12 protein-coding genes are annotated in these 17383 nt (G+C 69.9%); 5 read left to right on the forward strand and 7 right to left on the reverse strand.

What is annotated here, in order from left to right; genetic code table 11:
• Positions 1-18 precede the first annotated feature (18 nt).
• The 5 genes from HUA74_RS10880 to HUA74_RS10900 all read left to right on the forward strand — a co-directional run bounded on the left by HUA74_RS10880 (position 19) and on the right by HUA74_RS10900 (position 6928).
• A complete protein-coding gene (locus tag HUA74_RS10880; RefSeq protein ID WP_174454511.1) occupies positions 19-1326 on the forward strand; it encodes a cupredoxin domain-containing protein in 1308 nt (435 codons plus the stop codon).
• Entirely contained in the window at positions 1323-1904 is a 582-nt protein-coding gene (locus tag HUA74_RS10885; protein WP_174454512.1) for an RNA polymerase sigma factor, read from the forward strand. The genes HUA74_RS10880 and HUA74_RS10885 overlap by 4 nt, the downstream gene beginning before the upstream one ends.
• Before the next feature lie 203 nt (positions 1905-2107).
• Entirely contained in the window at positions 2108-3091 is a 984-nt protein-coding gene (locus HUA74_RS10890; RefSeq protein ID WP_174454513.1) for a GIY-YIG nuclease family protein, read from the forward strand.
• Between the two features lie 147 nt (positions 3092-3238).
• Complete coding sequence (locus HUA74_RS10895) at positions 3239-5728, forward strand: heavy metal translocating P-type ATPase (RefSeq protein WP_174454514.1); 2490 nt, start codon at positions 3239-3241, stop codon at positions 5726-5728.
• 108 nt (positions 5729-5836) lie between these two features.
• Positions 5837-6928 (forward strand): aromatic ring-hydroxylating dioxygenase subunit alpha, encoded by a 1092-nt coding sequence (locus HUA74_RS10900; protein ID WP_174454515.1) that lies wholly within the window; start codon positions 5837-5839, stop codon positions 6926-6928.
• Positions 6929-7200: 272 nt separating this feature from the next.
• Here HUA74_RS10900 and HUA74_RS10905 read toward each other — a convergent pair whose 3' ends face one another.
• From HUA74_RS10905 to HUA74_RS10935, 7 genes are all read right to left on the reverse strand, one after another.
• Positions 7201-8649, reverse strand: coding sequence for a multicopper oxidase family protein (locus HUA74_RS10905; protein ID WP_254613960.1), 1449 nt, complete (start codon positions 8647-8649; stop codon positions 7201-7203).
• A complete protein-coding gene (locus tag HUA74_RS10910) occupies positions 8646-10142 on the reverse strand; it encodes a TolC family protein (protein ID WP_174454516.1) in 1497 nt (498 codons plus the stop codon). The genes HUA74_RS10905 and HUA74_RS10910 overlap by 4 nt, the downstream gene beginning before the upstream one ends.
• Positions 10139-10507, reverse strand: coding sequence for a heavy metal-binding domain-containing protein (locus HUA74_RS10915; protein WP_174454387.1), 369 nt, complete (start codon positions 10505-10507; stop codon positions 10139-10141). Before HUA74_RS10915 ends, HUA74_RS10910 begins: the two co-directional genes overlap by 4 nt.
• 326 nt (positions 10508-10833) lie before the next feature.
• A complete protein-coding gene (locus HUA74_RS10920; protein WP_174454517.1) occupies positions 10834-11661 on the reverse strand; it encodes an N-acetylmuramoyl-L-alanine amidase in 828 nt (275 codons plus the stop codon).
• A gap of 98 nt (positions 11662-11759) precedes the next feature.
• Complete coding sequence (locus tag HUA74_RS10925; protein ID WP_174454518.1) at positions 11760-14891, reverse strand: efflux RND transporter permease subunit; 3132 nt, start codon at positions 14889-14891, stop codon at positions 11760-11762.
• The gene (locus HUA74_RS10930; RefSeq protein WP_174454519.1) at positions 14881-16074 is read right to left on the reverse strand and encodes an efflux RND transporter periplasmic adaptor subunit; all 1194 of its coding nucleotides are present in this window, start codon (positions 16072-16074) and stop codon (positions 14881-14883) included. Before HUA74_RS10930 ends, HUA74_RS10925 begins: the two co-directional genes overlap by 11 nt.
• Positions 16071-17300 carry a TolC family protein gene (locus HUA74_RS10935; protein WP_174454520.1) on the reverse strand — a complete coding sequence of 410 codons (1230 nt, stop codon included), beginning with the start codon at positions 17298-17300 and terminating at the stop codon, positions 16071-16073. Before HUA74_RS10935 ends, HUA74_RS10930 begins: the two co-directional genes overlap by 4 nt.
• Positions 17301-17383: the final 83 nt, after the last annotated feature.

Raw genomic sequence — 17383 nt, forward strand, 5'->3', positions numbered from 1 at the left:
GGAGACAGGGTGCGTTCGATGGGACAGAGAATCATCGCGGTGTTCGCGGCGGCGGGGCTGGTGGTCGGATGCAGCAAGAAGGAAGCGCCCGCGCCCGAGCCCACGCCGACCGAGATGGCCCACTCCGCGCGGCAGGCCCACGCCCACGCGGCGCCTCACGGTGGACAGGTGGAGTCCACGCCCCGAGGGCACCTGGAGTTGGTGACCACGCGTGGCGGTGGCTATCGCGTGTACCTGTTGGACGACGCGCTGGCACTTCGTCCGGTGGCGGGTGCCACGGGCTCCGTGAAGGTGGCGAAGGGGGGCTATCCGAACGTCGTGCTGACTCCGTCGGGAGACCACCTGTCGGGCCAGGGGCCGGAGCACGCCGATGACCACCTGGCCATGGTGGTGACGGTGGTGCGGGACGGGAAACCAGAGGTGGCTCGCTTCGCCGCGCACCTGGAGGCCCAGGGGCATGGCGGTGGAATCGTGGGGACGCTCCGCCTGGCTCCGTGCCCGACGCCACCCGCCGAGGGACTGAGCGCCGAGGCCTGCGCGAAGCAGGGCGGCGTGTACTCGCTGGAGAAGGAGGGGGGCGCCACGGCCCTCGTACTCGCCTCGCCGGGACAGGACGTGAAGACCTTGCTGGGGGCTCGCGTGGGCCAGCGCGTCCACGTGAAGGGCACGGAGGCCGAGGGACGCGTGGTGGCCGAGGCCGTGGCCCTGGAGCATGACCACACTCCGTTCCATGGCGGTGTCGTGGCCATGAGCGGAGACACGCATCTGGAAGTGGTGTCCCTGCGGTCCGGCGAGGTGCGGGTGTGGGTGACGGATGCCTTCCGCCAGCCGCTCCCCCTGGCGGGCCGCAAGGGAACGGTGGAGGTGGGCGGTGTGTCCGCGCCGCTCGTGCCCGAGGGGGGAGGGACCTTCCTGACGGGAACGCTCCCCGCGGCGGACGCCGAGCGCGAAGTGACGGTGCGCCTGCCCCTGCCCGAAGACCCCGAGTACTTCATCGGCTTCCTGCTGACGCCCATGGACGCGCCGAAGCCGTCCTCGAAGTCCCCGGAGTCGAAGGGCGACGCGGTGCAGGAGGTGACGATTACCGTGCAGGGTGGCTACCAGCCGAGCGAGGTCACGCTGAAGCAGGGTGTGCCCGCGCGGCTGCGCTTCGTGCGCAAGGACTCCGGTGGGTGCGGTGACGAGCTGCTCATCCCCGACCTCGGCATCCAGCGTCCCCTGCCTGGTTTGTCGGAGACCGTGGTGAGCTTCACGCCGGACAAGGTCGGCGCGTTCCCTTTCACCTGCGGCATGCAGATGATGAAGGGCATGCTGGTGGTTCAATGAGTGAGACCGGACATACGGGCGTCGAGGCGACACGGGAGGACGGCGACGCGGTGACACGCGCGCTGGTGGAGAACCATCGCCAGTTCCTGGCCTTCGTGGAGCGCCGCGTGGGCAATCGCGCGACGGCCGAGGAAATTCTCCAGGCCGCCTTCGTGAAGTCACTGGAGAAGGGCGAGACGTTGCCGGAGCCCGAGGGCGCGGTGACGTGGTTCTACCGGCTCCTGCGCAACGCGCTGGTGGACCATCGCCGTCATCAGCAGGTGGAAGGGCGGGCCCTGGCGCGCGAGGCCCGCGAAGCCGAGGAGCCCTCCGAAGACCCCGAGCTGAAGCAGACCGTCTGTGCCTGTGTGGGAGCGCTCCTGCCCACCCTCAAGCCGGAGTACGCGGAGCTGGTGCGCAAGGTAGACCTGGAGGAGCGCGCCGTGCCCGACGTGGCGCGCGAGGCCGGCATCACTCCGAACAACGCGGGCGTGCGACTGCATCGGGCGAGGCAGGCCCTCAAGAAGCAACTGGAGCGGAGCTGCGGCTCCTGCGCGGCGCATGGCTGCCTGGACTGTTCGTGCAAGGCACGCTCCTGAGCAGGCGGTGGGCGGGGCGCTCGCGGCGCGAGAGAAAGCCCTTGCCGAAGTTCCGCCCCCGCCGTTAACTCTTCACAGAGGTGCCGAGGGGCGCCTTCCCGAAAAGACGACGTCACCCTCGTTTCTCCCGGCAGGCCCACAGTTTCCGATGAGTTCCTTCCACGGCCCGTGACACGGGTGGGGCCGCCAACGAGGGACTTTTCATGGGAACCGTCTCACCCGCCGCCGAGCTCCTCTCCCTCCACGAGTGCAAGGTCCGCGCTTCGCTCCTGCTCAAGGAGCTGGGCTCGACAGACTCGGCGCGAGCGACGCGGGCCGCCGAGCGACTGCGGGCGCTGCCTGTCTTCGCGGGACTGCCGCTGGGCGAGGTGCTCGCGCGTCGGGAGTCGGTGCAGCGCAAGCACGTGCTGGCCGTCATCGCTCGGGAGCAGGGGTACGCCACCTGGAGCGAGCTGAAGCACGCGCTGGAGGCTCGGGACGCGCCTCGGGTCGACTTCGAGCGGCTCCTGGAGCGCGTGGGCCCCCACTTCCTCAACCACTGGTTCGCCACGTACGAAGACGCCGTCGCCTCGCTGCGTGTCTCGGGAGGTCATCTCTTCCCCTTCCGTGAGCAGTTCTTCATCTGCCAGTCCGCGGTGTTGACCGCGCTGGGCCTGGACCCTTCCGACGTCGATTGGAAGCTGGCGGGGCCCAACTGGCTGGAGCCGCTGGATGCGCAGGCGCATGCGCGACTGGAGCAACGCCTGCTGAAGCTGTGCGGCGATGACGCCGCCGAAACACTGTCCCCCCCTCACCCAAGGAAGTCCGCCATGTCGTCCACGGATTCGAGCCGAGCGCGACGCTCGGACCTGAAGCGCGAGTACAAGGAGAAGCCCCCGCCGATGGGCGTGTATGCGGTCCGCAATCGCGCCAACGGGAAGGTGCTGGTGGGATCGAGCCTCAATGCCCCCGGCATGCTCAACCGCATCCGCTTCGAGCTGACCAGCGGGATGCCTCGCATCCCCGCGCTCCTGGAGGACTGGAGGCGCGACGGCGCGGACAGCTTCTCCTTCGAGGTGCTCGACGTGCTGGAGCCTCCCAAGGAGCCGGGCGTGGACCTGAAGGCGGAGCTCCAGGTGCTGGAGAACCTCTGGCTGGAGCGCCTGAAGCCCTACGGGGACGCGGGCTACAACGAGCCGCCGAAGTGAGCCAGGGAGCGCTCGGCGGCCCCCTGGCCCGGCGCTGATTCGCCGTCGGTGGACACCTGGGCCACTCGGGGTGCGCATTCTTTCGAAAAGTCACCTGTAAGAGCTGGCCGGGTATCTCGTTGGCCTGGGTGAAAGGAGAGACGCACCATGAACCGCCACTCCCACCCGGGCTCGCATCATCACTCGCATCCGACGCCCCCTCTGCCTCCAGGCGAGGGGACTCACGTGGTCGACCCTGTCTGCGGGATGAAGGTGGACCCCCTGGCTCCCAAGGGCGGCAGCCTGGAGCACGAGGGGCACACCTTCTCCTTCTGCAATCCGAAGTGCCGGGAGCGTTTCCGCGCGGACCCGGCGCGTTTCCTCGCGCCTCCCGCCGAGAAGCAGGAGGAGCCGCCCGCCGCGCCGGGGACGATGTACGTGTGCCCGATGGACCCGGAGGTGCGTCAGGACCACCCGGGGGCCTGCCCGAAGTGCGGCATGGCGTTGGAGCCGGAGACGCTCTCCGTCCCGGAGACGCGCGTCGAATACGTGTGCCCCATGCACCCGGAGGTGGTGCGAGACGGGCCGGGGAGCTGCCCCATCTGCGGCATGGCGCTGGAGCCTCGCACCGTGCTGCCCGAGGACGTTCCGGACCCTGAGCTGAAGTCCATGTGGCTGCGCTTCCGTGTCGGCATGGGCCTCACGGTGCCGCTGCTGGTGCTGGCGATGTCGGACATGATTCCGGGACAGCCCGTGCAGCATGCGGTGCCGGCCTCGGTGCTGGCCTGGGCGCAGCTCGTGCTGGCCACGCCCGTGGTGCTGTGGGGCGGCTGGCCCTTCTTCCAGCGCGGCTGGACGTCGGTGCGCAACCGGCACCTCAACATGTTCACGCTCATCGCCCTGGGGACGGGCGCGGCGTATGCCTTCAGCGTCTTCGCCACGCTCTTCCCGCATGTGTTGCCGGAAGGGCTGCGCACGGGACATGGCGGCACGGCGCCCCTCTACTTCGAGGCCGCCGCCGTCATCATCACCCTGGTGGCCCTGGGGCAGGTGTTGGAGTTGCGGGCGCGCCACGCGACGTCGGGTGCGCTGCGCTCGCTCCTGAGCCTGGCGCCGCCGGTGGCTCGGCGGATGCGTGACGACGGGCATGAAGAAGACGTGCCGCTGGCGCATGTGCATCCAGGGGACCGGCTGCGGGTGCGGCCGGGCGAGAAGGTGCCCGTGGACGGTGAGGTGCTCGAGGGCGCCAGCGCGGTGGACGAGTCGATGGTGACGGGCGAGTCGCTCCCGGTGGAGAAGTCCTCGGGCGCGAAGGTGACGGGCGGCACGGTGAATGGGACGGGCTCGCTGGTGATGCGGGCCGAGCGGGTGGGGAAGGACACGCTGCTGTCGCGCATCGTCCAGCGGGTGAGCGAGGCTCAGCGCACCCGCGCGCCGATTCAGCGACTGGCCGACAAGGTGGCTGCGGTCTTCGTGCCGGTGGTCATCGTGGTGGCGGTGGTGACGGCGGTGGTGTGGGGTGTGTGGGGGCCGGAGCCTCGGCTGGCGCATGCGCTGGTCAACGCGGTGGCGGTGCTCATCATCGCGTGCCCGTGCGCGCTGGGTCTGGCCACGCCCATGTCCATCATGGTGGCCACGGGGCGGGGCGCGCAGGCGGGGGTGCTCATCCGTGACGCCGCCGCGCTGGAGCGTCTGGAGGCGGTGGACACGCTGGTGGTGGACAAGACGGGAACGCTCACCGAGGGCAAGCCGCGCCTCGTGTCCGTGATTCCCTCGGAGGGCTTCGACGAGGCGACGCTGTTGCGGTTGGCCGCCAGCCTGGAGCGTGGCAGCGAGCACCCGTTGGCGGAGGCGATTGTGTCCGGTGCGAAGGAGCGCGGCGCGGTGCTGACGGCGGTGGAGGACTTCCGCTCGGACACCGGCAAGGGCGTGGTGGGGCGGGTGGATGGCGTGGAGGTGGCGCTGGGCAACGCGGCGTTGATGACAGCGCGTGGGGTGGAGGCCACGGACCTGACGGCCCGCGCGGAGGCGCTGCGAGGGGAGGGTCAGACGGTGGTGCTGGTGGCGGTGTCGGGGCGCGTGGCGGGGCTGCTCGGCGTGGAGGACCCGGTGAAGGAGTCGACGCCGGAGGCCCTGGCGCTGCTGCGTCAGGAGGGGCTGCGGGTGGTGATGTTGACGGGGGACAGCCGCACCACGGCGGAGGCGGTGGCTCGCCGGCTGGGAATCTCCGAGGTCATCGCGGGGGTGTTGCCGGAGGGGAAGGGGGACGTGGTGAAGCGGCTTCAGAAGGAGGGCCGCGTGGTGGGCATGGCGGGGGACGGGGTCAACGATGCGCCGGCGTTGGCCCAGGCGGATGTGGGCATCGCCATGGGGACGGGCACGGACATCGCGATGGAGAGCGCGGGTGTCACCCTGGTGAAGGGAGACTTGAGGGGCATCGTCCGGGCGCGGCGGCTGAGCCAGGGCTCACTGCGCAACATCCGGCAGAACCTCTTCTTCGCCTTCATCTACAACCTGCTGGGGGTGCCCCTGGCGGCGGGGGTGCTGTACCCCTTCTTCGGCCTGCTCCTGAGCCCCATCTTCGCCAGCGCGGCGATGAGCCTGTCCTCGGTGTCCGTCATCGTCAACGCGCTCCGGCTGCGGCGGCTGAAGCTGTAGGCGGAAGGGGGCCTCCCGTGTGGGTGCCGACTGCTCGGCCCCCGGCGGGAGGCCCGGGCGCTCACGGGAAGGCGTGCACTGGCCGTGCGCGCCATTAGACTGCGTCTCATGAGCTCCCGCGAGGAGGCGCGCACCCCAGGTGCGGCCGCCGGTCACGTCTCCGTCGTTCACCTGCCGAATGCCTGGTTCATCCTCTGTGCGTCGCGAGAGCTGGGCGACAAGCCGCTCGCGCGCACGCTTCAGGGCACGCCGCTCGTCCTCTTCCGGGGCGAGGGCGGCAAGCCCGGCGCGTTGATGGACCGCTGCCCTCACCGCAACGTGCCCCTGTCGCTGGGGCGGGTGAAGGAGGGGCAGCTCCAGTGCGGCTATCACGGTTGGCGCTTCGACACGGGAGGGCAGTGCCGCGCCATTCCGGGCTTCCTAGGCGAGCCCGAGGCCCGCACCCGCTGTGCGACGTCCTATGCGACGCGTGAGCAGGATGGCTTCGTCTGGGTGTACTCCACGCCGGGCGTGGAGCCGACGACGGAGCCGTTCCGTTTCCCACTGCTGGACGCGCGCGAGTACACCACGGTGAGACGCGTGCTGCGTGCGCCGGGCTCGCTGCATGCGACGCTGGAGAACACGCTCGACGTGCCACACACGGCCTACCTGCATGGGGGCCTGTTCCGCACGGAGGAGAAGCGCAACGAGATTGACGTGGTGGTGCGCCGGAGCGCGGACCGGGTGGAGGCCGAGTACATCGGTGAGCCTCGTCCCAGTGGAGTCGTGGGTCGGCTGTTGGCTCCGGGTGGCGGCATGGTGCAGCACTTCGACCGCTTCCTGATGCCGTCCATCGCGCAGGTGGAGTACCGCATCGGCGAGGGCAGCCACATCATCGTGACCTCGGCGATGACGCCCGTGGCGGACTGGGACACGCTGGTCTACGCGGTGGTGACGTTCCGACTGCCGCTGCCGCGTTGGCTGCTTCGCGCGGTGCTGCCGGTGGCCATGCCCGTGGCGCTCCACATCTTCAGCCAGGACGCGCGCATCCTCCGGACGCAGACGGAGAGCATCCGCCGATTCGGAACGGAGACGTATGCGTCCACCGAGATTGACGTGCTCGGGCCCGGCATCCTCCGATTGCTGCGCGCCGCGGAGCGCGAGAAGCCCGGCGCGGTCGGTGATGCCGTGCATGAGACCCGACTGAAGATGCGGACTTGAGGCTGGGCGTCAGCGGGAGGCTTGGCGCGGTGCACGAGTCCCGGCTGAGGATGCGGACCTGTGCGACTGCCCGTCGCCAACCGTGAGAAGCCCGGTACGATCCGCGACGCCGTGCATGGGACGCGACTGAAGCTGCGGAAGTGCGTGGCTTCATGCGGGCCAGGCCCGAACTCGCGGCCAGGCTCAGGTGTGTCGTCAGTCTGATAGGCGCTTTGGTGCGAGGGTTCGCCCAGCCAGTACGAGCCTCGAGCTGGGCGAACCACTGTTGTTGCTCAGCCCTGCCCGAGTCCCGCCGGTGACGCGGGCAGCGCCTTGGGTGGCGCATTCACGTCGATGCCGTCCTGGCGCAGTTCCTCCGTGTTCGCCGCCACCGCCAGCGTGCCGGGCGGGTTGTCGTACCAACCCGGGTCTCCATCGCCGGCAAGCCGCTCGCGCACCTTGAGCACGGTGAACATTCCTCCCATGGTGATGACGTCGTGCTTGCCCCGCGCTCCGCTCATGGGGATGGAGTTGGCGGGCACCGGCATGCCCATCTCCACCATGTCGCCCATGCCCGTCTGCCCCATGGTCATGTAGCCCGGCAGCAACGTGCGCACCTTCGCGTCGAGCCCACCCGGCTTCACGCCGATGAGGTTGGGCAGGTCATGGCCCATCTGGTTCATCAGGTGGTGTGTCATGTGGCAATGCATGGCCCAGTCGCCGGGCGCATCGGCCACGAACTCGACGGTGCGCGTGCTGCCCACCGGGACGAGCACCGTGGTCTCCGGCCACTGCGCGGACTCGGGGATGCGTCCCGCGTCCGTCTCCGTGATTCGGAAGTGGTAGCCGTGCAGGTGGATGGGGTGATGGTCCATCGCGCTCAGGTTGCCCAGGCGGATGCGCACCCGCTCACCCTGTCGCACCACCAGCGGCTCCGTGCCGGGGAACGCCTTCGCGTTGAACGTGAGCAGGTTGAAGTCCGTCATCTCGTTCGGGTCCGGCCGGCTCGCACCCGGGTCCACGCGCCACTCGTGCAGCATGAGCGCGAAGTCGCGGTCCACGCGTGGGCCCACGGGCCGCCGCGGGTGCATGATGAACAACCCCACCATGCCGAGCGCCATCTGCGTCATCTCGTCATGGTGCGAGTGATACATGCCCGTGCCGGACTGGCGGATGGTGAACTCGTAGCGGAACGTCTCTCCCGGGGCGATGGACTTCTGGTTGAGCCCACCCACGCCGTCCATGCCGTTGGGCAACAGCAGGCCGTGCCAGTGCACGGTGGTGGGCGCGGGCAGTCGGTTGGTGACGTAGAAGCGGACGCGGTCGCCTTCCACGACTTCGATGGTGGGCCCGTGCACCTGGCCGTTGTAGCCCCAGCAGTGGACCTTCAGCCCGGGAGCCAGCTCGTGTTCGACCTCCTCGGCCACCATGTGGAAGACCTTCACGCCGTCCACGACCTTCCACGGCAGCTTCGAGCCGTTCGGCACGATGACGGGGCGATAGTCCCGGTTCGGCATTCCCGGAGCCAGCCAGTCCCGCCGGCCCGCGCGCGGAGCGGGAGGACGTGGCGCGACTTGTGCCTGCGCGACACCGCCTCGGAGCAGCAACGCACCACCCGCGAGCGTTGCGCCGGCCGTCGCCAGCATGCCTCGTCGGGTCATCGCGCCCGGAGCGGTCGTCGTCTCCGTCGTGTCCTCCGCATCCTGCGCGCGGAGAGAGGAATCAGGGGAGAGGGGGTTCATGGAGTCGCTCCGTGGCCGTGTGCGGGGGGATGGCCGTTTCCAGAAGGGGGTTCAGTGGGAGGCGAGGACTCAGGAGGGGTCGCCTCCGGCGGACGCTCGGATGCCGGGGGCGTGTCGTCGCTCGGTGCGTCCTGGCGCGAGGCCGTTCCGGGCAGACTGCCGCCGACGAGTTGCTCCAGCTCCGCGCGGGTCATCCAGTAGTCGCGGACGGTCTCGATGAAGGTGCGGTACGCCTCGACCTGGGACTGCTTCGCGTCGAGCAATGCATACAGGCCAATCTGCATCGCGTTGTATTGGAGCTGGGACTGCTCGACGACCTTCTCGCGCAGGGGCAGGACGACGCGCTGGTAGCGCTCGGTGACGCCTCGGAGCGTGAGCAGGCGGGCCCTCGCGGCGCGAACTTCCGAGCGCGCGTTGATGGACAGCTCCGCGAGACGACGCTCGCCTTGGCGATGCTGTGCCTCCAGCCGGGCGATGAGTGCCTGTCGCTGGTCGAAGATGGGCAGCTCCAGCGTGAGCGTGGGCCCGAAGAGTCGCGGACCGTTCGCGTCCCGGTGCGTGTGGAGACCCACGTCGACGCGGCCGAAGAAGCGCGTGCTGCGCGCCAGCTCCAGCGCGTTCCACAGGAGCTCCGACTGCTTGCGCGCGGCGTCGATGTCGAGCCGCTGCCGGATGGCGAGCGACTCCAACCGCTCCAACGACGCCTCCTCCAGGGGCGGTGCCGGGAGCTTCTCGGAGATGGCCCACTGGGTGCGCGGCCCCCACAGGCCCAAGAGGCGGTTGAGCCGCTCCCGGTCTTCCACCAGGGTCAGCTCCTCGCGCGCCAGCTCCAGGCGGGCCTCCTCGGAGGCGGCCTGCTCCGTGACCAGCTCCAGGTCGGTGATGTTGCCCGCGCCGTGTTGGAGCGTGGCCAGCTCGGCGGCGGCCTCGGTGGCCTGGAGGACCATGCGGCGCAGCTCCACGAGCTGCTGCCGCGCCTGGACCTCGCTGAACAGCTTGCGCACCTCCGCGGCGGTGGAGAGCGCTTCGTGCGCGACGCGCAGCGTGTCCGCCATGAACTGCTCCTGGGCCACGCGCTTGCGCAGCGGCAGGGTGAACAGCTCCACGAAGCCCTGCACCAGCGAGAACTCCGTCTCGCTGACACCGTCGTTGGAGAGCGGGAAGCCGATGCTCGCATCGAACGTCGGGTTGCTGAGCAGGCCCGCCTGCACCATGTCGGCCTGGGAGATGCCCAGGTCTTCATAGGTGGATTGCAGGGCGGGATTGTTGAGGAGGGCCACCTCCACCGCGTGGTCGGAGGTGAGGTCGCCCTTCAACAGTCCGTCGAGGTGCCGCGACACTTCCGCGTCCTCGGGCGTGCCCTGGTTCCACCGCGTCTTGCGGCCGATGCGCTCCTCGACGAGCGTGGCGACCTCCGCGTGGCCTTTCTCCTTCTGGATGGAAGCGCAGCCGCCCGCGAACAGCAGCGCGCAGGCGAGGGTGAGCAGTCTCACGGATGGGCTCCGTGTCCTTCATGACCGGGCGCGGGCTTCTTGGCCGGCGCGGTGTCGTCGGGCTTCACGGGCGTCAGCTTCATTCCGCACTTGGGGCAGGTGCCGCCCGGCTTGTCGGACTGGACCTCGGGGTGCATCGGGCACGCGTAGACGGTGGTGCCTGCGTCCTCTTTGGCGGGCTTGGACGCGTCGGAGTGCTGCGGTCGGGAAGGTGGCGTCGCGGCGAGCGCGGTGGGCAGCGAGGCGAGCGGGGACTCGGGCGCATTGGGGCTCGACGGGTCCACGGCGGGAGCGAGCCTCTTGGGCTCGGAAGCACAGGCGGCGAGCGTGATGAGGCTCGCGAGGACACAGAGGAAGGAACGCATGGAAGACCTCGAAGTGGCGCGACGCGGCGGCGCCAGGAATCGCAGCGGTGTTGAGCAAGCTCCAGGCCACGAGGACCGGAGACACAACTCCGCGGACTGACGACGCACGAGAGGCCAGGGAACGCAGGTCCGCGCGGTCCCGGTGTAACCGGGGTCATCACACTGTGATGGCCGCAACCGTGCCTGGTTGTTCACCGGCGCACTTCATGCGGCGCGCGCTTCCGGGGAACAGGCGGGACACCTGCCCGTTTCAAACACGAAGCGCGGGGAGCGTCCCGAAAGGACCCTCGACCCGCGCCTCACCACACCTGCTTCACCGCGTCAGCTCAGGAGATGCCCTTGCGCAGCCGCGACCAGTCGAAGTTGGGGGCCGGGTCGTTCTTGCGGCCCTTGGGCACCGCCACGTCCGCGTGGCCGACGATGTTCTTCATCGGCACGTCGTACTTCTCCTTCAGGTGGCTGGTCAGCTGGGTGAGCGCCTTGTACTGCGCCTCCGTGAAGGGCGTCTTGCCGCTGCCGTCGTTGACGATTTCGATGCCGATGGAGCGCGCGTTGACGTCCGTGGGAACGCCATGCAGCTCGCTCTTGCCCGCGTGCCACGCGCGCTTGTCGTCACCCACGAGCTGATAGATCTTCCCGTCGCGGTCCACCATGTAGTGCGCGGACACGCCGCTCTTCGGGTTGCGCATCCACGACAGGTCGGCCTTGCCGTCGTTGGACGCGGTGTGGTGCATGACGATGGTGTCGATGTCCGCGCCGTTGCGGCTGTCGGAGTTGGGCGAGGGCGCGCTGATGACCGCCGGCTTGGTGCCCGGCGTCGTGGGCGTCGTCGGAGTCGTGGGCGTGCCCGCCAGCGCCTTCTTCAGCGCCGCCTGCGTCTGCTCGCCGTAGTAGCCGGTGGTGGGCAGCTTCTTGTCGCCCTGGAACTTCTTCACCGCCGCTTCGGTCTGCGCGCCAAAGGTCCCCGGGCCCGTGTTCACCTGGGCCTTGGTCAGGTAGCCCAGCTTCAACAGCGCGTCCTGGAGCTGTTTTACCTTCGGGCCTGAGTCACCCTTGCGAAGTCCCGCCGGAGGCGCGGTGACGGTCGTCGCCGCCGCTGAAGCCTTGGTGGAGGTGGTACGGGTCGCGGTGGCGGAAGGAAGGCGAACGCTCATGAGAGGCCCCGACGTGTGGAATAGGGGAAAAACACGGGATTGTCGGTGTTCCGGGCCGAAAGTTGCCGGTCCAAGGCCCGGAACACCTTCCCTGTCTCTCAGGACACAGTTGACCTGCGATCGGCCACACGCCGGCTGATGCGCTCTCTCACGCCATGAACAAATGCGTAGAAAGTGGGAAGAACCAGCAGGGTGAAGAGGGTCGAGGTCACCAGTCCGCCCACCATGACGACGGCCAGGGGCCGCTCGATTTCCGTCCCGTGCAAGGGCAGCACGAGCAGGGGAAGCAGGCCGAGGATGGCGGTGGCGGCGGTCATCAGCTTGGGGCGGACGCGACCGAGGCTCGCCTGACGGATGGCCTCGTCGAAGGGCATGCCGCGTGAGAGCAGGTCCTTGGTCTGAGAGACCAGCACGAGGCCGTTCTGCACGGCGATGCCGAACAGGCCGATGAGGCCCACGAGGCTGGAGACGTTCCACGTCTCTCCGGCGATGAGCAGCGCGAGGATTCCGCCGACGAAGGCATCCGGGAGCGTGGCGAGGATGACGAGCGCCTCCGCCACCGAGTCCAGCGCGAGGTACAGCAGGATGAACACCGCGAGGATGGCGACGGCGATGGCCATGGCCAGCGACTGCGCGGCGCGCTGCTGACTCTCCACGCGTCCTCCCACGTCGAGGAAGTACCCGGTGGGGAGCTTCAGCTCCGCGGCCAGCCGCTCGCGCACCTCGGCCGCGGTGCTGCCCAAGTCCCTGCCGGACACGCTGGCCTCCACCGCGAGCCGACGGCTGCCGGCCTCGCGCCGCACGCTGCCCGCGCCGAAGGTCTCCTCGATGGTGGCGAGCTGACTCAAGGGGATGCGAGTGCCGTCATGTCCGTCCACCAGGAGGTTGCGCAGCGCCTGGAGGTCTCCCCGCTTGTGGTCCGCCAGCCGCAGCACCAGGTCGTGCCGCCGCTGACCCTTCCACACCTGGGAGGACTCCTCGCCCACCAGGCCCACGCGCACCGCGCGGATGACGTCGCCGGGCGTCAGCCCCACCCGCGCCACCGCGGCGCGATTCACGGTGATGCGAAGCTGCGGCAGACCGCTGAGCTTCTCGACGCGCAGGTCCTCCACGCCGTCCACCTTCGCGAGGATGGCGCGGGCCCGCTCTCCCAACGTGGCGAGCGTCTCCAGCTCCGGCCCGAAGATGCGCACGGACAGGTCCGCGGGGCTGCCGCCCAGGCCCTCGTCGATGCGCATGCCCAGCGGCGTGGTGAACAGCGTGGTGACGCCGGGCACGCGCGCCACGGCGACTCGCAGGTCCGCCTCCAGCTTCTCCAGGTTTCTGCCCCGGTCCTTCTTGAGCACGACGAGCACGTCCGACACCGTGTGAGGCATCGGGTCCTCGGTGCGCTCGGCGCGGCCGGTGCGCCGCACGACGTCCTCCACCTCCGGGAAGCCGAGCAGCACGTCCTCCACCAGGTGGTTGAGCCGGTCCACCTCCTCCAGTGACGCCTCGGGCGGCAGCACCGTCTGGAGGAGGAAGGCGCCTTCATCCAGTCGAGGCATGAAGTCGCTGCCCACCGCGAAGGCGAGCCCCAGCGCCGGCACGGTGATGGCGAGCGCCACCAGTCGCACCAGTCCCGCCCTGCGCATGCACGCGTCCAGCATGGGCGCGTACACCGTCTTGATTTTGCGGATGAGCCACACGTCCTCGGGTTGTCCCGGACGCGGGGCCTTGAGCAGCAGCGAGGAGGCCACCGGCACCAGGGTGAGCGCGAGCGCCAGCGACGCGGCGAGGCACGCCACCACGGCGGCGGCGAGGGGCTGGTACATGCGCCCCTCGATGCCCGTCATGGCGAACAGCGGGATGAAGACGGACACGACGATGAGGGTGGCGAAGGCGATGGGACGCCCCACCTCCAGCGACGCGGACAGCGCTTCATCGCGCACGGACTTGCGCCCCGCGCCTTCGCGCAGGTCATGGATGATGTTCTCGGTGACGATGATGGCCGCGTCCACCAGCAGACCCACGGCGATGGCCAGGCCGCCCAGCGTCATGGTGTTGATGCCGATGCCGGCGAGCTTCAGGAGGATTCCCGCCAGCGCCAGCGACAGGGGCAGGGTGAGGGTGACGATGAGCGCGGCGCGCCAGTCCCCCAGCAGCGCGAACAGCACCAGCACCACCAGCAGCGCGCCCAGGAGGATGGCTCGGCTGACACCCCCCAGCGCCTCGTCCACCAGCACGGACTGGTCATAGACGACGCGCAGTTGCACGCCCTTGGGCATTGATTGCTCCAACTCCTTGATGGCCTCACGCACGCCCGCCGCCACCCGCTGCGTGTCCGCGCCGAACTGCTTGATGACGCGGCAGCTCACCACCTCGCCTTTGAGGCGGTGCGCGATTCCCCGGCGCAGCGCGGGGCCTTCGCGCACGTCGGCCACGTCCGCCAGCAACACGGGCGTGCCCGCGCGCAGCGCCACCACCGTGCTGTTCAGGTCCTCCACCGTCTGCGCGCGTCCAATCGCTCGCACCGTCCACTCCATGGGGCCCTGCACCACGAAGCCGCCGGACGCGTTGAGGTTGGCGCCCTCCAGTGCGTGCTCCACCTCGTTGAGGCTGATGCCGCGCGCCACCATCTGGTCGGGGTCCAACAGCACCTGGAACTGCCGCAGGTAGCCGCCCAGCCGCTCCACGCCCGCGACGCCGGGCACGGCGAGCAGCCGGTTCTTCACCTCGAACTCGGCCAAATCCCTCAGCGCCATGAGGTCCGCCGCGCCGGGCTCCGCTTCGAGGGTGAACTCGAAGACTTCATTGAGCCGGCCGGTGAGGCTGGAGACGAGGGGCGCGTCCGTGCCGGGGGGCAATTCTCCCTGGGCCTGGGCCACGCGCTCGGCGACGTACTGCCGGCTGCGGAAGTAGTCCGCGTCCGGCTCGAACTCCACCGTGACCTGGGTGACGCCCAGTTGCGAGGTGGAGCGGATGCGGCGCACGTCGGGCAGGCCCGCGAGCGCGACCTCCATGGGAATGGCCACCGCCGTCTCCAGCTCCTCCGCGCCCATGGCGGCGTTCTGGACGATGACGTTGAAGATGGGGGCCGACAGGTCCGGGAAGACGTCGCGGCGAAGCCCATGCAGCGCCACCGCACCGAAGGCGGACAACGCCAGGGCCAGCACGACGGTGAGGCCGGGCCGCGCGAAGGACGTGCGCAGCACGCGCCCCACCAGGGACGACGAGGGCTCAGTGGCCATGTTCTGCACCTCCGCCGGCGGACTTCTCGACTTCCGCCTTGAGGAGGAAGGCGCCGTCCACCACCACCTGCTCACCGACCTTCAGGCCGGAGAGCACCTCCACGTGGTCTCCCAGCGTGCGGCCTCGTCCCACCTCGCGCCGCTCGAAGGAGCCGCGCTCTCCGGTGGGCAGGAAGGCGACCCAGCCATTCTCCAGGCGCTGGAGCGAGGCGGCCGGCACGGTGGTGATGGTTCCATCCGGACTGCCAAGCGGAATGGATGCGGTGGCGGACATGCCCGGCTTGAGCAGGCCCTCGCGGTTCTCCAGCACCAGCCTCACGGGGATGGTGCGCGAGGAGGCGTCCACGCGCTGCCCCACGTGGCCCACCTTCGCGGTGTGCTCCTTGCCTGGGAAGGCGGCGAAGGTGACGCGCGCCTCGGCGCCCTTCTGGATGCGCACCGCGTCGCGCTCGAAGGCGTGGACGATGAGCCACAGCGAGCCCAAATCACCGATGCGGAAGAGGGGATGTTCGGCGTCCGCCATCTGTCCCATCCTCGCGTCACGCTCGATGACGGTGCCCTGGATGGGCGAGCGCAGGATGAAGCCCGGCGTGCCCGCGCCCTGACGAAGGTCCCCTTCGCTCGCGCCCAGCGCCGCCAATTCCGCGAGGGCCGCGGCGACCTCCGCATCGGCGCCCGCGGCGTCCACGTCCGCGGCCTGCACGTCCTTCTGCGCGACGATTCGCTCGGCGGCGAGCGCGCGCTTGCGCTCGGCGGTCTGTCTGGCGGAGGCGGCGCGGGCCTTCGCGGACTGGAGGGCGGCGCGGGCCTTGCCCAGCTCGGGGCTGCGCAGCTCGGCCAGCTTCTCGCCTTCCTTCACCTCCTGGCCGGTGGTGACGAAGACGGTGCCCACCCGGGCGGAGATGGGGGAGGCCACCTCCGCGTAGGCGTCCTCGCTGAACATCAGCTCGCCCAGCGCGGTGACGCTTTCTCCTCCGGGACGCGCCGACGCGGGCGCGGTGGTGACGCGCAAGTCACGGAGCATCTCCGGCGCGATGTGGACGTGAGACTCATCGTGTCCCTCGTCATGTCCCTTGGGTTCGGCGCCTTCTTCGTGCGCGTGGTCGTCTTCATGCTCGGGCTTGTCGGACTTGCATGCGGCCAGCACGACGAGGGCGGACAGGAGGAAATGGGAGGGCTTCATGGCAGGGCTCCTGTCTCGACGGCGAGCTGCACGCGGGCGAGCGCGGCCTGGAGGTGACTGTCGAGCAGCGCCACGCGCGTCTCGAGCGTTTCACGGCGGACGAGGAGGAACCCCGCGAGGTCCATCTCCCCGGCTTCATAGGACTTGCGGGCGAGCGACTCGTTCTCGTCCAGCAGCGGCAGGGCATCGCGCGTCAGCACCTCCAGCGCTTGCTGGCGCCGGGTATCGCGGACGCGGGCGGCTTCCACCTGGACATCGCGCGTGCGGCGCGCGGCCTCCAGCAGGGTGCGCAGCCGTCGCACGCGGGCCTCTCCCGTCACCTTCTCTTCCTGACCTCGGGAGAACACGGGCAGCGGCACGCTGAGGGTGCCGAGCCACGCGGACTCGTCCACCTCCTTCTCGTAGCGCACGCCCACGCTCACGTCCGGCAGCGCCTGGCTGCGTCCCAGTCGAAGCTCCGCCTCGGCCTGGGCGAGCGCCGACTCCAGGGCGCGGATGTCCGCGCGCTCGGAGGGACCCGTGGGCTTCGCTACCGGGAGCGAGGAGAGTTCCTTGAGCGCGCCGCTCACCGCGAGCGGCTCCTGGAGGGGCAACCCGAGCTGCGCGCGCAGCTCGCTCACGAGCGCCTCCTCCTCGCCCTCGGCCACGACCACGGCCGCATGGGCCCGGGCCTGCGCCACGCGCGCCACGTTGACGTCCACCACGGGCACGTCACCCGCCTCGAAGCGCTTGCTCGCGGAGCTGGCCAGGTTTCGCGCGGCCTCCTCCGTCTCGTGCATCAGCCGCGAGAACTCGCGGGCGTAGAGGGCGCGCAGGAACGACGCGGCCACTTCACCGAGCACGCGTCGCTCGGCGTCCTGCTGCTCGGCGCCCTCGCGGGCGAGCCCCGCGCGAGCGGACTCCCGACGCGCGCCCTGCTTGCCACCCAGCTCGAAGGGCTGCGCCAGCCCGAGTGAGAGTTGGAGGCCCCGGGTGCCATCGTCGAGCCTGCGAGGGCCCACCTCGGCGCTCAGGGTCGGGTTGTCACGCAGCCAGGGCGCGGAGCCCGCGACGGCCCCCTGTGCCTCCGCGACGCGGCCCGCTGCATCCAACAGGGAAGGAGCGCGCTGGCGGGCCAGGGCCAGCGCGTCTTGGAAGGACAACTCGGAAGGTGAAGCGGTGCTGGCGCAGGGCCAGACCAGGGCGGCGGCGAGCCCAAGGGCCGCCGTCGCGGAAGGATTGAACACGGAAGTAGACCTCGCGAAAGGGAAGCGAGCGTCAGGCGCGAGGTGTCCTGGTACTGCAGTGGACGCACCTCACCTGGAATCGC

Source organism: Myxococcus sp. CA051A (assembly GCF_013336705.1).
Classification (GTDB): domain Bacteria; phylum Myxococcota; class Myxococcia; order Myxococcales; family Myxococcaceae; genus Myxococcus; species Myxococcus llanfairpwllgwyngyllgogerychwyrndrobwllllantysiliogogogochensis.

Excerpts from the sequence above, each read along its gene's own strand:
- HUA74_RS10930 (WP_174454519.1), bottom strand. The coding sequence starts at position 16,074 with ATGAAGCCCTCCCATTTCCTCCTGTCCGCCCTCGTCGTGCTGGCCGCA.
- HUA74_RS10925 (WP_174454518.1), bottom strand. The coding sequence starts at position 14,891 with ATGGCCACTGAGCCCTCGTCGTCCCTGGTGGGGCGCGTGCTGCGCACG.
- HUA74_RS10900 (WP_174454515.1), top strand. The coding sequence starts at position 5,837 with ATGAGCTCCCGCGAGGAGGCGCGCACCCCAGGTGCGGCCGCCGGTCAC.
- HUA74_RS10920 (WP_174454517.1), bottom strand. The coding sequence starts at position 11,661 with ATGAGCGTTCGCCTTCCTTCCGCCACCGCGACCCGTACCACCTCCACC.
- HUA74_RS10895 (WP_174454514.1), top strand. The coding sequence starts at position 3,239 with ATGAACCGCCACTCCCACCCGGGCTCGCATCATCACTCGCATCCGACG.
- HUA74_RS10885 (WP_174454512.1), top strand. The coding sequence starts at position 1,323 with ATGAGTGAGACCGGACATACGGGCGTCGAGGCGACACGGGAGGACGGC.
- HUA74_RS10905 (WP_254613960.1), bottom strand. The coding sequence starts at position 8,649 with ATGAACCCCCTCTCCCCTGATTCCTCTCTCCGCGCGCAGGATGCGGAG.
- HUA74_RS10915 (WP_174454387.1), bottom strand. The coding sequence starts at position 10,507 with ATGCGTTCCTTCCTCTGTGTCCTCGCGAGCCTCATCACGCTCGCCGCC.
- HUA74_RS10880 (WP_174454511.1), top strand. The coding sequence starts at position 19 with ATGGGACAGAGAATCATCGCGGTGTTCGCGGCGGCGGGGCTGGTGGTC.
- HUA74_RS10890 (WP_174454513.1), top strand. The coding sequence starts at position 2,108 with ATGGGAACCGTCTCACCCGCCGCCGAGCTCCTCTCCCTCCACGAGTGC.